Annotated in this window: 16 protein-coding genes and 1 tRNA gene; 2 read left to right on the plus strand and 15 right to left on the minus strand. The window is 31.5% G+C overall.

What is annotated here, in order from left to right; translation table 11 throughout:
* Positions 1–411: 411 nt before the first annotated feature.
* Positions 412–2,166 carry a LysM peptidoglycan-binding domain-containing protein gene (locus ACP5FO_RS02740; RefSeq protein ID WP_428106164.1) on the plus strand — a complete coding sequence of 585 codons (1,755 nt, stop codon included), beginning with the start codon at positions 412–414 and terminating at the stop codon, positions 2,164–2,166.
* Positions 2,129–2,617, plus strand: coding sequence for a crossover junction endodeoxyribonuclease RuvC (ruvC, locus tag ACP5FO_RS02745; protein WP_428106166.1), 489 nt, complete (start codon positions 2,129–2,131; stop codon positions 2,615–2,617). The genes ACP5FO_RS02740 and ruvC overlap by 38 nt, the downstream gene beginning before the upstream one ends.
* Here the strand turns inward: ruvC and rlmN are convergent.
* The 15 genes from rlmN to ACP5FO_RS02820 all read right to left on the minus strand — a co-directional run bounded on the left by rlmN (position 2,573) and on the right by ACP5FO_RS02820 (position 17,004).
* On the minus strand, positions 2,573–3,604 hold the full coding sequence (rlmN, locus tag ACP5FO_RS02750) for a 23S rRNA (adenine(2503)-C(2))-methyltransferase RlmN (RefSeq protein ID WP_428156985.1): 1,032 nt from the start codon (positions 3,602–3,604) through the stop codon (positions 2,573–2,575). The genes ruvC and rlmN overlap by 45 nt on opposite strands.
* A 13-nt stretch (positions 3,605–3,617) precedes the next feature.
* Positions 3,618–3,989 (minus strand): response regulator, encoded by a 372-nt coding sequence (locus tag ACP5FO_RS02755; RefSeq protein WP_428106174.1) that lies wholly within the window; start codon positions 3,987–3,989, stop codon positions 3,618–3,620.
* Complete coding sequence (locus tag ACP5FO_RS02760) at positions 3,989–4,696, minus strand: hypothetical protein (RefSeq protein WP_428156986.1); 708 nt, start codon at positions 4,694–4,696, stop codon at positions 3,989–3,991. Before ACP5FO_RS02760 ends, ACP5FO_RS02755 begins: the two co-directional genes overlap by 1 nt.
* 13 nt (positions 4,697–4,709) lie before the next feature.
* Positions 4,710–5,183: a chemotaxis protein CheX gene (locus tag ACP5FO_RS02765; protein ID WP_428156987.1), complete on the minus strand. Its 474-nt coding sequence runs from the start codon at positions 5,181–5,183 to the stop codon at positions 4,710–4,712.
* 9 nt (positions 5,184–5,192) lie between these two features.
* Positions 5,193–6,164, minus strand: coding sequence for a chemotaxis protein (locus tag ACP5FO_RS02770; RefSeq protein WP_428106188.1), 972 nt, complete (start codon positions 6,162–6,164; stop codon positions 5,193–5,195).
* Positions 6,161–6,619, minus strand: coding sequence for a chemotaxis protein CheW (locus ACP5FO_RS02775; protein ID WP_428106191.1), 459 nt, complete (start codon positions 6,617–6,619; stop codon positions 6,161–6,163). The genes ACP5FO_RS02770 and ACP5FO_RS02775 overlap by 4 nt, the downstream gene beginning before the upstream one ends.
* Positions 6,620–6,621: 2 nt before the next feature.
* Positions 6,622–9,000: a chemotaxis protein CheA gene (locus ACP5FO_RS02780; RefSeq protein WP_428156988.1), complete on the minus strand. Its 2,379-nt coding sequence runs from the start codon at positions 8,998–9,000 to the stop codon at positions 6,622–6,624.
* A complete protein-coding gene (locus ACP5FO_RS02785; protein ID WP_428106203.1) occupies positions 8,993–10,186 on the minus strand; it encodes a HAMP domain-containing protein in 1,194 nt (397 codons plus the stop codon). The genes ACP5FO_RS02780 and ACP5FO_RS02785 overlap by 8 nt, the downstream gene beginning before the upstream one ends.
* Positions 10,176–11,210 carry a sensor histidine kinase gene (locus ACP5FO_RS02790; RefSeq protein ID WP_428106208.1) on the minus strand — a complete coding sequence of 345 codons (1,035 nt, stop codon included), beginning with the start codon at positions 11,208–11,210 and terminating at the stop codon, positions 10,176–10,178. The genes ACP5FO_RS02785 and ACP5FO_RS02790 overlap by 11 nt, the downstream gene beginning before the upstream one ends.
* A 51-nt stretch (positions 11,211–11,261) precedes the next feature.
* Positions 11,262–12,560, minus strand: a complete 1,299-nt coding sequence (gene purB / locus ACP5FO_RS02795) for an adenylosuccinate lyase (protein ID WP_428156989.1) — start codon at positions 12,558–12,560, stop codon at positions 11,262–11,264.
* 7 nt (positions 12,561–12,567) lie between these two features.
* Positions 12,568–13,662: a rod shape-determining protein RodA gene (rodA, locus tag ACP5FO_RS02800; protein WP_428106213.1), complete on the minus strand. Its 1,095-nt coding sequence runs from the start codon at positions 13,660–13,662 to the stop codon at positions 12,568–12,570.
* A 21-nt stretch (positions 13,663–13,683) separates the two neighbouring features.
* Positions 13,684–14,589: a GGDEF domain-containing protein gene (locus ACP5FO_RS02805; RefSeq protein WP_428106218.1), complete on the minus strand. Its 906-nt coding sequence runs from the start codon at positions 14,587–14,589 to the stop codon at positions 13,684–13,686.
* Positions 14,586–15,554, minus strand: a complete 969-nt coding sequence (locus tag ACP5FO_RS02810; RefSeq protein ID WP_428106220.1) for a biotin--[acetyl-CoA-carboxylase] ligase — start codon at positions 15,552–15,554, stop codon at positions 14,586–14,588. The genes ACP5FO_RS02805 and ACP5FO_RS02810 overlap by 4 nt, the downstream gene beginning before the upstream one ends.
* The gene (thiC, locus tag ACP5FO_RS02815) at positions 15,551–16,834 is read right to left on the minus strand and encodes a phosphomethylpyrimidine synthase ThiC (protein ID WP_428106224.1); all 1,284 of its coding nucleotides are present in this window, start codon (positions 16,832–16,834) and stop codon (positions 15,551–15,553) included. The genes ACP5FO_RS02810 and thiC overlap by 4 nt, the downstream gene beginning before the upstream one ends.
* 83 nt (positions 16,835–16,917) lie before the next feature.
* Positions 16,918–17,004: transfer RNA gene (locus ACP5FO_RS02820), tRNA-Leu, on the minus strand.
* Between the last annotated feature and the right edge of the window lie 66 nt (positions 17,005–17,070).

Raw genomic sequence — 17,070 nt, forward strand, 5'->3', positions numbered from 1 at the left:
CCCTTAGCGTTGTGTCAAATATTTTTACTATCCTGGAACTCATGGTTGATCCTCCTGATAAATTTTTACCACACTAACAAATTATTCTGTAAATGTCAATTTGCAAGTCCTATAACAATATAAATAGCGTTGAATTTAATAAAATAGACAATAAATACTTGAAATAATTAATAAACTTTTTTTGACTCATAAAGCTTTATAATTTATTTCTAAAATTTTATTTAATAATTTACTAACCTTAAACATAACAAAAAATTTAAAATTTAACCGTTTTCTTAATAATATTGTAAGTAATTATTTTATATATTATAATCTATAATATACATTATTTCATAATTTTATTTTTTGCTTTACAAAAATCAAAATTTTTGGTATATAAAGTGTAGGTTAATCTATTAAAAGGAGGCTACTATGAAAAAAACTATACTATCCGCCTTCTTGTTTTTGACGTTGACAGCAACCTCTCGTGCAGAAGTTTACATAGTAAAAAAAGGCGATACGCTAACAACAATTGCTCAAAAATTAGGCATATCAATGGAAAAGCTAAAAAAAACTAATCCAGATATAAAAAGCTCGGACTTAAGTATAGGCCAAAAGATACTTCTACCTTCAACTAAAATTGCAAAAACTTACTCTAGTTCCATAAAAGGTAATCTACATGAGGCGAGGGTTTACATTGTAGAAAGTGGTGATAATGCTTATAATATAGCAAACAAACTAGGCTGCAGCATTGATGATCTTAAAAAACTCAACCCTAATATTAATATTTCAAACTTAAATATTGGTGATAGAATAATTATACCGAATAATGTAAAATCCATCAATAACACTCAAGCAACAAATGTTTATACTGTTAAATATGGCGATACAGCTTCAACGATAGCAAGCAAATATAATATCTCTTTAGCTGAGCTTAAAAAATTAAATCCTCAATTCAATTTATCGAATATTAATATTGGAGATAAACTTATTTTACCCAATAATGTTTCAAATGATACTCAAAACGTTCAAACCATGGCCCAAAAGAAAACTTTTAAGAATGATTACTCATATACTGTTGAACCTGGAGATACACTTACGGCTATATCGCAAAAAACTGGTGTCAATATGAATGCCATCAAAAACTTAAATCCAAGTATTGATTGGTCAAATCTACAAATTGGAGAAAAAATAGTTTTAAAAGCAATACCTGAAAAAGAACAAATTATAACTAAAAATAATATTGTTCCATCAACCGATCAAAATACAAACTATATAAAATATACAGTAGGTTCTGGTGACACGCTTTACTCTATAGCAAAAGCTTTTTCTACTACCATTGCAAATTTAAAGCAAATAAATTCTTTATCGAGCTCTAATCTTTCTGTTGGTCAAACAATATTGGTGCCACCAAAAATCTTAGCAACAAATACTAAACAAAATCCTGATATAATTGACAAAGCTCAAACAAATAAAAATCAAGAGATAAATACCCAATCAGCAAGCGAAAAACAAATTATAACAAGTGACTACAACGAAAATGCTAACTACTCTTTATATTTGGATCACTATATAGTTAAAAAAGGTGATACTTTATACACAATTGCAAAAAAATTTAGCACAAGTGTTGATGATATTATTTCTTTAAACAATTTACAAGGTAATGAAATAAATGTTGGAGAAACTCTCTTGATACCAAAAAATAATACAAATATTGCCAATGAACAAAAAAATTATTCAACAAGTGAATATTCCCTTATTAACAAAGAAAACCCTTTAAGTGAAAGATTGGTAAAGTATGCTAAACTTTTTGTTGGTGCGCCTTATCAATGGGGTGGTACAAATTTAGAAACTGGTGTAGATTGCTCTGGTTTTGTACAAGATATATTTGCAAAATTTCACATAGATTTGCCACGCACAAGCTCTGAACAATTCAATGTCGGACGCCCCGTGCCTCTTGCAGATATCAAGCCAGGTGACTTACTATTCTTTCAAACATACGCTGGCACTTATCCTTCGCATGTTGGCATATACATAGGCGACAATAAATTTATTTCTGCGCTAAACCAAAACACAGGTGTTGTAATATCGCCGCTGGATGGTTATTTTCTAAATCGTTTTGTAGGAGCAAGAAGGGTTTTGCCGTCTCATGAAAAATTTGATTATAATGGGAATAGATCCGGGTAGTAGAACTACTGCATTTGGTATTGTAGATTGCTTAAAAAAAACTTTTATATACGATTTTATAGAACTTAATAAAATAAGTGATTTTGACAATAAATTATGTTTGGTATTTAAAAAAACTCAAGAAATTCTAAAAAATTACGAAATCACCGAAGCCGCGGTCGAAGATGTATTTTATTCTGTAAATATAAAATCATCCCTTAAATTGAGTGAGATCAAAGGAGCAATACTTGCAGCTATAAAAATTGCAAATATAAACGTAGTACACTATTCTACCAGGGAAGTAAAACAGGCAATATCTGGCTATGGAGCAGCTTCAAAAAATCAGCTTAAATTTATAATAGAAAAGACTTTTAATACGAAACTAGATAAACTACCTTTAGATGTTTCGGATGCAATTTCTATTGCTCTAGCGCATTGCAGCTACAAGCATACCGCAAGCCGCATTAATTGATTCACCTTTAGATTTCCTTACAGTAACAAACATATTTTTGTTTCTAAGTGTTTCAGCAAAACGTTCGATTGTCTGATTATCGCTTGTAAAAAGATTATCGTTTTTATTGTATTGATTAAAAGGAATCAAATTTATTTTACATTTAAGTGACTTTAGTAGCTTAATTAAATTATTTATATCCTCCTGTTTATCATTAAACCCTTTTATCATTATGTATTCAAATGTTAAACGCTTCCTTTCTGGCAAAGGAAAATCTTTCACACATTCCAGAAGCTCTTCAATGGGATATGTTGTGTTGATAGGCATTAAAAAGTTCCTCTTAAAATTATCAGCTGCATTAAGAGAAATTGCTAAGTTAATAAAAGGAAGGTCTTTTTTTAATTGCTCTATTTGAGGCACAAGCCCACATGTAGAAAGCGTAATTCTCCGTCTTGATATACTAAGCCCATATTCATTATTTATTATCAAAATAGCTTTTATTGTATTATCATAATTATCGAGTGGCTCACCCATTCCCATAAATACAATATTGGGTGCTTTGGTTGTATTTTTTTTGATAACATTGTAAATATGTCTTACTTGATAGATAATTTCCCATATTTTAAGATTTCTTGTAAAACCTAATTTACCAGTAGCGCAAAATTTGCAATTCATCTTACATCCAACTTGAGTGGATACGCAAACTGTGTTTTTGCCTTCTCTCATAGGTATTAGAACTGATTCTACAGCGCAATTATCTTGTAATTTAAATAAAAACTTTATAGTACCATCTTTATCCTTAATTGTGGTGTATTCAAGTTTTGGTATTAGAAATTTCTCGTTTAAAATATTTCTGTCTGATTTTTTTAACACACTTATATTAGAAAAATCATCGAAGCCTTTATTGTATACAAAACTAAATAATTGCTTGGCTCTGTATTTTTCTAAATTTAGATTTAGCATACGCTCTTCAAGTTCAGTTAGCGTAAAATCCAAAAAATTTTCCATTGACTTAATCTTTTTACTTTAAGCCCATTACAACTTCTATTTTTTCTTTTAACACTTCTGGAGTAAAAGGTTTGACTATATAATTGTTTACACCTGATTTTAAAGCTTCTAATATATCTTCTTTGGCTGCCTCTGTTGTAACCATAATTATGGGCACATCGTTCCATTCGCTTAAGCTTCTGATCTTTTTCACAAATGTCAAACCATCCATGTTTGGCATATTCCAATCCGTAATGATAAGATCAACTTTTGTTTGAGACAGTATATCCAATGCTTGCTTGCCATCTTCTGCTTCTAATACGTCGCTGCCGTATCCTATGCGTGAAAGCGTATTTTTAATAATCCTTCTCATTGTAGATGAGTCGTCAATTGTAATAATTTTCATTAAATCCCCCCCTTTTGAAAACTGTTTACAATATCATCAACTTCCTTGTCTATCTGCTCTTTTTGGGATTCATCAACAATTGTTTTTGCCACGCGCGCTCTAACTTTATTTCCTGATGCAAACCAATTATTTAAATACTCATGCAAAGCCTGTATTACGCTTATTACTTTTTCTATCTTTTGCCTTGTAATATCCTGAAATTGCAACAAATCCATAGATTCGAATATGTAGTTTTTAAGCTCTTCATGTGTTATTTGAATCTCATCAAAAATATTTAACACATTGGAAAAATACTCGTAATTATTTTTTACTGATGCTTTTGGAAATGCGTTTATAAAAACATCCATAAATTTTTTATGCTCATCCAGGTAAGGCTTAATCCTTTTCAATTCTACATCCATGGCATCAATTTTGCTTACCGCATTTTCCAATAACTCAAAAAGCTGGTTAACTTTTTCCTCGCTTTCTCTTGTAATCTCATCTAACTTATCTACTACCCTGTGATCTTCCTGGGGATACACTTTTCCAGTTAAATGCTCTATATTTTCTGGCTCTTGAGCATCTGTTAATACAGTTTCCTGCTTGGGTGTTTCTAAAATTCCCTGTGTATTTTTTTGTTCAAATTCATCCAATATTTGTTCTATATCTTCTTTTTTTGCTGAGTTAAAACTTGAAAGCAATTTGTCAATTTCATCTTGCGTGCTCATTAAACCTCCAAATCTATCCTTTTTTTAACGATATCTGTACGGCAAAATCTCCAAGTTCACACTCAAATGGTATTACGATAGTTGATGTACCTTTAGCTGAGCTGATAGTATGTTCTTTGCCTACAATAACATTTGGTATAGAGATTTTAATATGAATCTTTTTTTCATAGAAAATTTTTTTTACTCTGCCCGCTATTATGTTTGTTAGCTCTCCTATTGCATCTCTTGTATCCGCCGAAAGACCAAGTACTTCTCCTCCAATAAACTTAGAAACTATCTTTAATGCAGTTTGCTTAGGCAATGAAAAAGCAATCGAACCTACCGCTTCACCAGTTAAGCCAATGATGCCACTTATATCAAAAAGTGGTTCATCTGTTTGTTTCACGTATGGTTTTGATAATTTGGGTTCAACACCTACTATATCTTTAAAAATTTCTGTAGTAGCTAATATAAAAGGATTTATCCAATCTGCACTGATTGTTGACATTTTTAAAACCTATTTAACATTGTTTGTAACAGCTCTTACAAACTCTTCTGCAATAAATTTTGTACAAAAATCATCAGCTCCTACAGATTTTGCTTTTGCTAAATTAGCACCCCCAGATAAAGATGTGTTAACAACTACAGGCAATAACTCAAATCGTGCGTCTTCTTTTATCATTTTTGTAAGTTTAAAACCATCCATATTGGGCATTTCTACATCTGTTATTACTAAATCTAAAATCGACTTAATATTTCCGTTTGAGGTTTCATACAGTGTGTTTAAAAGATCCCATGCTTCCTGACCGTCTTTTGTTTCATAGAGTTTTTCTGTAATAGGCTTTATGGCTTCTTTGATAATCTTTCTTGCAATAGAAGAATCATCTGCTATCAAAACATTAGCTTTTCTTGAAATTTTAGCACTTGTCATGTCTTTTTCTATTTTTTCTATGTTTTCTGCTCCAAATATGCCAAGTTCTTCGCAAATCTTTTCAAAATCAACTATAAGCAAAACTTTATCTTTGTCTTCATCGTCTATATTGTTTATCGTGCCTATAATTTTATTGTCATACTGGCTGGATAGCACATCATTGGGTGGTTTTATATCGCTCCAGGTAAACCTTCTTATCCTTTTTGCCTCATGAACTACAAAACCTACGGTTACATTATTGAAGTTAGCAACAATAACTTTCTTGGTTTTAGCAATTGATTGACTTTTTGGTTCTTTCATATTTAACCATTTTGCTAAATTTACTATAGGAACAACCTCGCCTCTTAAGTTGATCATGCCCTCTAATACATCTGATTTGCCATGAACACTTATTATTTCTTTTGGATCTGGATATTTTATTATTTCTTTGATTTTTGACACATTAATACCATATATATTCTCTTTCATATAGTCGTTTCTATCTTCATACATTCTAAAATCTACAAATTCAACTCTGTTTTCACCTACTTTCAATACTTCTTTTAGATCGTCACTCATGACTTATACCCACCTTCTTTTAATATGGTGTTTGCATCAAGCAAGATAACTAAAACTTCATCTAGTTTACCAACACCTTTTATGTATTTTTGAATACTCTCGCTAACAGTTTCTGGCGAATTTTCTATGTTTTGCTTATCTATATGGAATATCTTTTTAATCCGATCTACCAAAAAACCTACATTGTTGTCTTCAACCGATACTATTATAATTCTGCTATCTGGAGTTATATCTTTAAACTTATCGAAGAATTTCTTGTTTAAGTCAACGATAGGTATAATCTTGCCTCTTAGGTTTATAACACCAAGCACAAAATCCAGTGTATTTGGAATGAAAGTTATGTTTATAGGTTTAATTATTTCTGAGACATTTAGTATATCTATGCCGTATGTCTCATTCTCCAGATTAAACCCAACAGCCTGAGTATAGACTATATCTAATTTTTGGGATTGCATGTTTATTCTCCTTTCTTAAGTGTTTTTGTTTTTCGCTCAAATATCTTTTTTATGCTTTCCAGATTTTCAGCTGAAGTTAAGCCCATTAGTGCGTTTAAACTCGTATCTTCATAACGAACTTTATCAGATTTTACGTCCTCACTCAAACCTACAATATATGATTTTTTGATTGTCGGTAGCTCCCTTATGTCGTTTACTAAATCTATGACATTTGGCATTGATAAATCCAGAAAGATTAAACTCGACGGATGTAAATAGAGAATTTTAACATCGTCGCTAAAAAAAACATTGTGATCATTAAAATTTTCTTTGATAAAATGTAGTTTTTCTAAGTTTTCAGATCTTGATAATACAAGTATATTTTTAGAAAGGTCTTCATTCCTGGCTATATGAGAAACTATATTGGTTGAAAGCTTTGACAATTCTTTTACAATTGAGACTACATCTAATATCAATGCAACGCTTCCATCTCCCATAATAGTTGCACCAGCGATCGATCTAACTTTGCCTAAATAGTTGCCAAGCGGTTTTATGACAACTTCCTCTTGATTTACAAGCGCATCAACCACTAAACCTAGTTGTTTTTCTGCAGACGAAACAATAACAACATATAACTCGTCTTTGCTGAGTGTTTTTTTATCCTGAGATATTTTTAAAATATCACCCAAATAAACAAGTGGCACAATGGAGCCTCGAAGGCGCAAAACATCTTTATTTTGTACATACTCTATGTCTGATAAAGCAATTCTAACTGTTTCTATAACATTTGCTAAAGGTATAGCAAAAAGGCTTCCTGTTACTTTAACAAGCAGTGACTGTATAATTGCCAGTGTTAGAGGAATTTTTATAATTATCTTTGTGCCAACATCTATTTGCGATTTTATACTGATAATCCCATTTAGTTTTTCAATGTTTGTCTTTACTACGTCCATGCCAACGCCACGTCCAGACAGATTCGATACCTGACTAACTGTAGAAAAACCTGGCAAGAAAACAAGGTTAAATATATCGCTTTCACTCATTTGTGATGCCTCTTGGGCTGTAATAATGCCATTTTCTATGGCCTTTTGCTTAATTTTTTCCTTATCCATACCTTTGCCATCATCACCTACACTAATTACTATATGATTTCCTTCCTGGGCTGCAGTTAGTTTCAATGTACCTATTCTATTCTTGCCTTTTTGAATACGATCTTGAGGCAATTCTATACCATGGTCAATTGCATTTCTTATCAAATGGACAAAGGGCTCGTTTATTTCTTCCACAATACTTTTGTCAAGTTCTGTTTCAGCACCTTCTATAACCAGATTTACTTCTTTATTTAAGTCCCTGCAAATATCCCTTACAACCCTTGGAAATTTATTAAAGACTTTGCCAATCTCAACCATTCTGGTTTTCATTATAGCCATTTGCAAATCAGTTGTAACAAGAGTTATTTGAGATGAAATGTTTGAGAGACTATCTGCAATATCGTCGTTTTCATTTTGCTCTGAAACTATATTTGCAAGCCGTACAAGCCTATTTTTTGCTAAAACCAACTCACCTGCTAAATCCATCAAATCATCTAATTTTTTAACATCTACTCTTATGGTTTGCTTATCAAGATCCTGCTTTGATTTGTCTCTATCGTCTTGAGGTTTTGCAGTAGCATATAATTTTTGAGCATTATCTTGAGATGGTGTTATATTAACAGGTTTTTGCATACTTTCTGTTTCTGACTTTTCGATAGCTGCTAAGTTAGAAGGTTCAGCACTTGCTTTACTTTCTTCTTTTAATAGTTTTTTAGCTTTTCTGCGCTCTCGATCTTCCTTTATTCTCTGCTCTAAAAGTCTTTGAATTTCTGCATTTAGTTCTTCATCGCTTAAATCCGTTTTTTTGGCAACCGGCTCTTCTTCTTGGATTTCTTCTATTTGAAGCTTAACAATATCATTTGCATCAAGAGGTTCTTCCCTACCTGCTCCATTTTCTAATTCTTGATCCTGGACTTTAACCCCTTTGGCACTGATAAGCTTTTGTATTTCTTGTTCTACATCTACACTATCTATTGATCTATTTGACTTTACCATGTCTACCATAGTCTTTAGTTTATCAACGCTCAATAGTATTGCATCCATAATAGAAGGGGTCAACTCTAAATCAAAACGTCTTAATGAATTTAAAATATCTTCAAGTTTGTGCGTTAATTCTGTAATTTTTTCAAAGCCCAAAAAGCTTGAAGAACCTTTTATCGTGTGAAATGCTCTAAATATTTTATTCAGCAAATCTGCATCTTTTGATGATTTTTCCATTGCCACCAAATCTTCATCCAAGCTTTCTATAAGTTCTGTTGTTTCAACAATAAAATCACCTAATATTTCGTCCATTTCATTAAAGCTACTCATTTTCCTCCTCCTTCTTAGGGTTAATATCGCCTAAGTTAGCCAACGTTTGGGCCAAAGCATCCATTAAATTATTCACAGATTTTATCAATTCACCAATTTCATCATCGCTCTCGTAGGCTATACGCTTTGATACATCACCCATTATAATTGAATTAATTGTATTTGTCGCATCTAAAATAGGTTTTACTATCTTATTAGATGCCCACATACTAAAAAATAGTGCTATTAAAATTGTTATTACACTAAAGAAAGAAAAAATACCAAGCATTAAAATCGTTTTAGAGTTAATTTGCTCATTTAATTTATTAACGCCTTCTATTAAATTGCTAATTGGCAATGTTAAGCCCAAGCCCCAACCGGTTTTAGGAATTGAAGTATACCCAACATATTTTTTAACACCATGAAACGTATAGTAAGATGTTCCAGTTTTTCCTTTTAAAATGTAGTTTGTCATCAATTGTGCCAATTTTTCACCATTCTGCGGATCTGTTAAATCAACATGGTCTTTTAATGTAATAAGCGGGTGTTCTTTGACTTTTGGATCAAACACAAGAACACCTTTATGATCTGTCATCCATAAGTATTTGTCGCTCATGGGCTTAATCTGGGCACTTTGCAAAATAGAAAATATTCCTACAGGATCTATTTCAAAAAGAATATATCTTTCATCTTTAAATGGAAATAAAAACGAAAAGTATGCGTTTTGAGATTTATTTAAATAAAAATCAATAAAATAAACACCTTTTGAAAATTTCTTATATTCGTGTGCTTTGATCTGTCTTATTGCATCTTTAAACGTTTCGTTTTTAGGATATGAATAAACTATAGAAAAATTTTTGTCCAAAAAAGCAATACCTTTAATGTCCAAATCTTTGCTTGTTACAGTATAAATATTAGGTATGTATTTTGTTGGCTCTTTTGTGTTTGACAAAAAATTAACAGTAGATGTACACATTTTTTCTTTTATGTTTAAATTTGCTTCTATGATTTTTGCATAGCTTTCAACTTCGTCTTCCAGGTAATGGTTTGCTTGGGATTCAAAAACATTTTCGCTTGAATTTATAAAAAAACTTCTTAAAGTCAGTAAATTATACAAAGAAATAATGCTAAATAACACTGAAACTATAAGCATTATAGAAAAAGTATACGCAACAATTTTTGTCCTTATACTTTTTTTATACAACACTTAACCTCTGCGTACGAATTTTTGAGCGCTTTTCAATTGGCAAAATTAGTTTTACAGTCGTAGTGTTGTTCTTGGATAATATACGTAGCCTACCCTTGTGAGCTTGAACTATAAGCCTAGATATAAATAAGCCCAAACCCACACTTTTTGGTTTTGTAGAATAAAACGGTGTAAATAGCATATTTAATCCTTCTTTATCAATCCCTCCACCATCATCTTCTACGCTAATCATTATTTTATTGCCTTCTTTTTGGCAAGAAACAATAATTTTTCCTTTTTCTTCAATTGACTCATACGCATTTTTTAAAATTTCTTCTAAAACTAAACCGAAAAGATTCCTGTCAATAAATAAATCTCCACCACAGTTGGTTTGGCTTATAAAGTTTATAAATTTAAATGTATTCTCTTTTTGAAAGTTTTCAAAGGCTTTTTGCAAAAAATCATCAATCTTAACTTTTTCTAATTTTAAATTGGATGCGTTGTTTATAATCTCTATATCAAGAATTATCTTCATAATTTTAGTAAACTCAGTTTGAATCGATTTAATATAAGGTTCAATATCAGCTTTTAAATCGTTTGGCAATTTCTTACTTATTAAATTTAAAAAACCACTTATAGACATTACAGGGTTTCTTAAAACATGAGCTATGCCCTGGGATATGTATTTTATGTTATTATAGTTGAGATCTCTTTGGCTTAAGCTAAGCTTACTAAAACCTGATAAAACTATCACTTCGAATACAAAAAAACCGCCACTTTTAAATACATTAATGTAACAAAATTGAATTTTTTTATTTTTATCAATAAGGCGTATAAAATTTTTATATACACCATCTTTGCTTAATATTTCTAGTAAGTTGTCAAAAAAAATGCCCCTATCATCAACTTGCAAAATCTCTGTTATATCTTTTCCGGGTTGTATATCAAAATGAAAACTGGCATTTTTGTTAGTATATACTATATTTTTGTTTATATTAAACACTATTATGCAACTTTCCAAATAATCAAAAATCTCTACATTCACATAATAACCCAGCCTTTTAAAATATCAAAACAAAATATAACATAACTTTAACTATTTATCAAATACTCTATTAAATATTTTATTAATATTCCTTATAAAATAAGTATAATCAAAACATTCATTAAGTTCTTGTTCGGATAAATATTTACCAATAGTTTCATTTTTAGCTAAAAGTAATTTATAATCCACTTTATTGTTCCACGATTCAAATGCCAAATTTTGCGTAATTTTATAAGCAGTTTCTTTATCAAGACCTTTTTCAATTAGCTTTAGCATTACCCTTTGAGAATATATCACACCTCTTGTTAGGTTAAGGTTTTCAAACATTTTTTCTTTATACACAACCAGATTAGACAAAATATTGTTCAGTCTATTTAGCATAAAATCAATTGCTATACTTGAATCTGGCAAAATTATTCGCTCATTTGATGAGTGGCTTATGTCGCGCTCATGCCACAAAGCCACATTTTCAAGGGCGCATAAAGCGTTTGATCTAACAAGTCTTGCAAGACCGTCTAAGTTTTCACTCAATACCGGGTTTCTTTTGTGCGGCATGCTTGAAGAACCTTTCTGACCACCATGAAAGTATTCTTCTGCTTCTTGCACTTCTGTTCGCTGATAGTGTCTTATTTGAAGTGCAATTTTTTCAATAGTTGCTGCAATTATAGCAAGCGTAGTCATATACTGGGCATACCTATCCCTTTGTATAATCTGGTTGGAAATAGGATCAGGTTTTAGACCTAAAATTTCACAGGCGCGCTCTTCTAATCCTAAATCTACATTTGCAAATGTGCCCATAGAGCCAGAAATTTTGCCGTATGAAACTGTTTGTCTTGCCTGCTCCATTCTTTGCAAGTTCCTCTTCATTTCTTCATACCAAAGCGCAATTACAAATCCAAATGTAATAGGCTCTGCATGAATACCGTGAGAACGTCCAATCATTGGCGTATCTTTAAATTCAAACGCCCTTTTTTTAAGTGTTTCAAGTAATTGTTTAATATCATCAATTATAATCTCGCATGAACGTTTTAAAAGTAAAGCATTTGCGGTATCAACTATATCTGAAGATGTAACACCATAGTGTAAAAAACTGCCTTCTTGTGGTGTCAAATACTCTCTGACATTTTCATTGAAAGCTACAATATCATGACGTGTAATTTCTTCTATTTCTTCAATGCGTTTTACATCAAATTTTGCCTTTTTTCTAACGCTTTGGGTTATACCAGCTGGGATTGTACCCATTTCTTCATGAGCTTGCATAATTGCTAGTTCTACTTCAAGCCACTTTTGGTATTTATTTTCCAGCGTCCAAACATCATCCATAATTTTTCTTGTATATCGCTCGATCATACACACCTCACCTGTAAATTTGATTTTTTATCTTTATGTTAATCAAAATACCTATTGCAATAAAATTTGTTATGACAGCAGAACCACCATAGCTTACAAATGGCAGTGGCACACCTACGACAGGTAACAATCCTATTGTCATACCAATATTAAATATCAAAGAAACTGATAGCATAATTGTAATACCTATTATAACGATTTTCTCAAAAATTGAACTAGCTATATCAATAAACGATAAACATCTAAAAATAATAAATAAATACAAACCAATTAAAAGTACTGCACTAACAAAACCCCATTGTTCACAAAAAGCGGCAAATATAAAATCCGTATGATTTTCTGGTAAGAAATTAAGTATTGTTTGTGTTGCACCTGCAGCAGTTTTACCAAAAAGACCACCTGATCCTACGGCTATTTCTGATTGAATAATATGATAGCCAAACGTATGCGGTGAAAGGTAAGGATTTATAAATGAAATTAAACGCTCTTTTTGATAACCTTTGAGCAAACTCCAAAAAAAAGGTGCAGCAATGAGCAAAAATATGGCAGATTTAATTAAAAAAGTCTTTTTTACCCCAACGCTTAATATAATACCAAATCCCACAATTAAAATAATCAAAGCTGTACCTAAATCTGGCTGTTTAATAATTAATGCCGCGGGGAGAAGTATTAAACCAAGTGGTAAATATAAGTCTTTAAAGTTATACTTAGAACTTTTAATATATTCATCAAAATAGGCCGCTAAAATGAGAATAATCGCTAACTTCATAAACTCAGATGGTTGAATATTAAAAAAACCTAAAGATATCCAGCGTTTTGCACCGTGTCCTACAAAACCTATAAAAAACACTATTATTAATATTAATAAAATAAAAACATAAAACACAAAAGCATAGGATTTTATTAGTTTTAAATCCAAATTGGCAACTAATAAACACAAAAAAATACCCAGCGATTCCCATAATATTTGTTTGTTATAGAAAACCTTACCTGCGTCTGTGCTATAAATTAAAAAGATACTCAAAATTGCAAGCAAACAAACCGCAATAAATAATGGGTAATCAAAATATTTAAATTTTCTTCTATCTATTTGAAATAACATGTCAAAAGACCTAAAAAGTTTTCACTCAAACACTGTTATTGAGTTTTTACCAGCTCTTTTAGAAGAGTATAGTGCAGCATCCACTCTTTCAATTATAGACTCAATTGTATCATTTTTTCTTGCGCTAGTTAATCCAATTGAAAAGGTAACTTTAAACTCTTCATCTTTTTTTTTAAATATTACTTTAGACATTTTCTGAACAAACTTATCTGCTACTTTTTTTGCACTATTTATATCAGTCTCTGGCATTAGAACAACAAACTCATCACCACCGTAGCGAATGGGTATGTCTGAGGAGCGAATATTTTTATTTATAAGATTGCCTATTTGCCAAAGGACATTATCGCCTATATTGTGGCCATATTTATCATTTATATCTTTAAAATCATCCACATCTATCATAAATAAGCTAAAAATACGGTCATAGCGCTCCATGAAATATAGATTTTCTTTCACTTTTATTTGCAAATACTCCCTTAAATACAAACCTGTTAGGCTATCTCTGTAAACTTTTACTTTTAAGTTTTCTAAAGATTGTCGCTCTAAGTCAATATTACGCATAGCTTTTTCCAAACTAATTTTAAGTGATAAATTTATCTTTTTGAGTTTTTCTAACTCATCATAGGCATTATTTGAATCTTCCAAATGTAAATTTTCTTGAAAATTGAGCGTTTCACTAATATTTTTACTCACATCAGACATTTCTTTTTTCACATTTTCAACAATTTTTGCAATCTTTTCTTTTATTGGGATCAGCAACTCATCCTGATTATTGTACTCTTCATATAAATAATTTTTCAATTTATCATTATCTATACCTTTTTGCATAGCAACTTCTATAAATAATTTATAGTAATTGTAAGGCGTTAAATTTATATTACTTTCTATGGCTTTATTTAGAGTATCGCTAATTAATTCTTCTATCACAAAAACCTCAAACTATCACAAGTTAAAATTTTCTCTATACCGTTTTTAGTTTCAACAAGTAAAAAACCCAGCTCATCTATCTGTTTTGCTGTTCCATAAATTTTCTTGTCGATGCTAACAATTTCTACCTGCCTATCAAGCGTTATTTGATAAAGCCTCCACAAGTTAAGTATATTCTTTTTATAACCTTTTTCAATAAGTTTAATAAGTGCACTTAAATAGTACATTATCTTATCTAAAAGCCATAACCTATCTGTAGTCTTTTTTTTAAGCTCGTAAACGCTTGTTGCATTAATTTCATCGGGTATTTGCTCCCAATTTACATTTACGCCGAAACCTATGACAATCTCTTCTATTAAAGACATATCACTTTTGATATCCACTAAAACACCGCAAATTTTTTTGTCATTTACAAGACAATCGTTTGGCCATTTAATTTTAACTTTAATATTAATATCATTAAGCGCTAACACAACAGCTATACAACTTGCAAACATCACAAGCAAACCATCCTGTGGGTTTAATTTTTGTGGCAGGTAAATATAAGATGCATAAATATTGTTGCCAAAGGATAGCCAATGCCTACTTTTTCTACCGCGACCTTGCGTTTGATTAAGCGAAACAATCAGAGCTTTATGAGCTAAATTTTTGTTATTTTCTAAGATTTTTTTTGCTTCATCCATTGTTGAGGTAGTGCTTTCAAAAAAATAAACTTGATTTATAGCTTTGTTTTTTTGTACTAATTTATTAACCTCGAAATTGTTAAGCAAATCAGGTGGTTTTTGAATTAACTTGTAACCTACACCTCTTTTTGCTTCTATTAAATAACCAGCATTTTTTAATTTTTTTACATGCTGCCAAATGGCAATTCTTGATATTTTAGTTTTTGAGCACAAAAAATCGCTACTTACAAACTTATCTTTATTATCATACAAAATTTCTAAAACTGTTTGGGTTGTACTCATATATTGCGCAGGGCTTTATTTAATAATTTTATGGCGCAAAATTTACCACACATAGTGCATACATCACTTTCTTTTGGCATTGAAGACTCTCTTTGCGATTTTACATAATTTGGGTCAATAGATAACTCTATCATTTTATTCCAATCAAGATTTTTTCTTGCTTTAGACATTTCCATATCCCACTCAATTGCACCAGGTATTTTTTTTGCAATATCTGCTGCGTGGGCTGCTATGCGTGTTACAATAACTCCTTCTCTTACGTCTTCTGGGTTTGGCAGCCTTACATGTTCTGCTTTTGTTACGTAACATAGCATATCTGCTCCATATGAGGCCATTAAAGCACCACCTATTGCACTTGTTATATGGTCATAACCTGGCGCTATATCTGTAACAACTGGACCTAACACATAAAATGGTGCGCCCTCGCATACTGCTTCTTCAATCTTGGCGTTTGTTATAATCTGATCTATTGGTACATGCCCTGGACCCTCAATCATAGATTGGACGCCTGCTTTTAGTGCTCTTTTATGGAGCTCTCCTAAAATAATCAACTCTTCAATCTGAGCTCTATCTGTAGCATCAGCTATTGCGCCTGGTCTGAAGCCATCGCCTAAAGATATTGTAACATCGTATTTTTTTACAAGCTCAAGCACATCATCAAAATATTCATACAATGGGTTTTCCTTTTCATGATATAGCATCCATACAGCCAAAAATGAACCACCACGTGATACAATATCTTCAATTCGCCCTTGCTTTACCAATCTCTCAAGCGAACTTTGTGTAACACCACAGTGAAGAGTCATGTAGTCCATGCCATCTTGGGCTTGTTTTTCTATTGTTTTTAACAAATAATCTTTAGTTAAATGTATAATTGAGCCTTCTTTTGTTGCTATTTCAACTGCTGCCTGGTATATTGGAACATTGCCTACAACTATTGTGGACTCATTTAAGATCTTTCTCCTGAAAAAATCTAAATCACCGCCAGTTGAAAGATCCATCAGAGAATCGGCTTTAGCTTCAATTGCAGCTTTGACTTTAAGTAATTCAGCATTGATATCAACTATGTCAGAAGACGTACCAATATTTGCATTAACTTTTGTTTTCAAACCTTTACCTACACCCATTGCTTCAATTTGGTGGTTTATGTTTCTTGGTATAACTATTGTTCCCTTTATCAAACCTTCCATTATAAATTCTGGGCTTCTTTTTTCTTTGAAAGCAACTTCTTCAATTGGCTTTGTAATAATGCCTTGTTTGGCATATTCAATTTGAGTCATAACACCCCCTTAAATTAAAGGTATTATTACATTAATTATCAAATTTATCAAGTAGGATATACAAAAGAAGCTGTTTAAAAAAATGGTGCCGAGGGCGGGACTTGAACCCGCACGAGGAAACCCTCACTACCCCCTCAAAGTAGCGTGTCTACCAGTTCCACCACCTCGGCTCTAAATTTTATTTTTATAATAGTCTTCAACTTTTGTCAAGTAAGTTCAATTTTTACTTTAATAAA

This window comes from Desulfurella sp. (assembly GCF_049977265.1).
Lineage (GTDB): Bacteria > Campylobacterota_A > Desulfurellia > Desulfurellales > Desulfurellaceae > Desulfurella.

Excerpts from the sequence above, each read along its gene's own strand:
- ACP5FO_RS02775 (WP_428106191.1), bottom strand. The coding sequence starts at position 6,619 with ATGCAATCCCAAAAATTAGATATAGTCTATACTCAGGCTGTTGGGTTT.
- thiC (WP_428106224.1), bottom strand. The coding sequence starts at position 16,834 with ATGACTCAAATTGAATATGCCAAACAAGGCATTATTACAAAGCCAATT.
- rodA (WP_428106213.1), bottom strand. The coding sequence starts at position 13,662 with ATGTTATTTCAAATAGATAGAAGAAAATTTAAATATTTTGATTACCCA.
- ACP5FO_RS02740 (WP_428106164.1), top strand. The coding sequence starts at position 412 with ATGAAAAAAACTATACTATCCGCCTTCTTGTTTTTGACGTTGACAGCA.
- ACP5FO_RS02780 (WP_428156988.1), bottom strand. The coding sequence starts at position 9,000 with ATGAGTAGCTTTAATGAAATGGACGAAATATTAGGTGATTTTATTGTT.
- ACP5FO_RS02770 (WP_428106188.1), bottom strand. The coding sequence starts at position 6,164 with ATGAGTGACGATCTAAAAGAAGTATTGAAAGTAGGTGAAAACAGAGTT.
- ACP5FO_RS02810 (WP_428106220.1), bottom strand. The coding sequence starts at position 15,554 with ATGAGTACAACCCAAACAGTTTTAGAAATTTTGTATGATAATAAAGAT.
- ruvC (WP_428106166.1), top strand. The coding sequence starts at position 2,129 with ATGAAAAATTTGATTATAATGGGAATAGATCCGGGTAGTAGAACTACT.
- rlmN (WP_428156985.1), bottom strand. The coding sequence starts at position 3,604 with ATGGAAAATTTTTTGGATTTTACGCTAACTGAACTTGAAGAGCGTATG.
- ACP5FO_RS02760 (WP_428156986.1), bottom strand. The coding sequence starts at position 4,696 with ATGAGCACGCAAGATGAAATTGACAAATTGCTTTCAAGTTTTAACTCA.
- ACP5FO_RS02755 (WP_428106174.1), bottom strand. The coding sequence starts at position 3,989 with ATGAAAATTATTACAATTGACGACTCATCTACAATGAGAAGGATTATT.
- ACP5FO_RS02765 (WP_428156987.1), bottom strand. The coding sequence starts at position 5,183 with ATGTCAACAATCAGTGCAGATTGGATAAATCCTTTTATATTAGCTACT.
- purB (WP_428156989.1), bottom strand. The coding sequence starts at position 12,560 with ATGATCGAGCGATATACAAGAAAAATTATGGATGATGTTTGGACGCTG.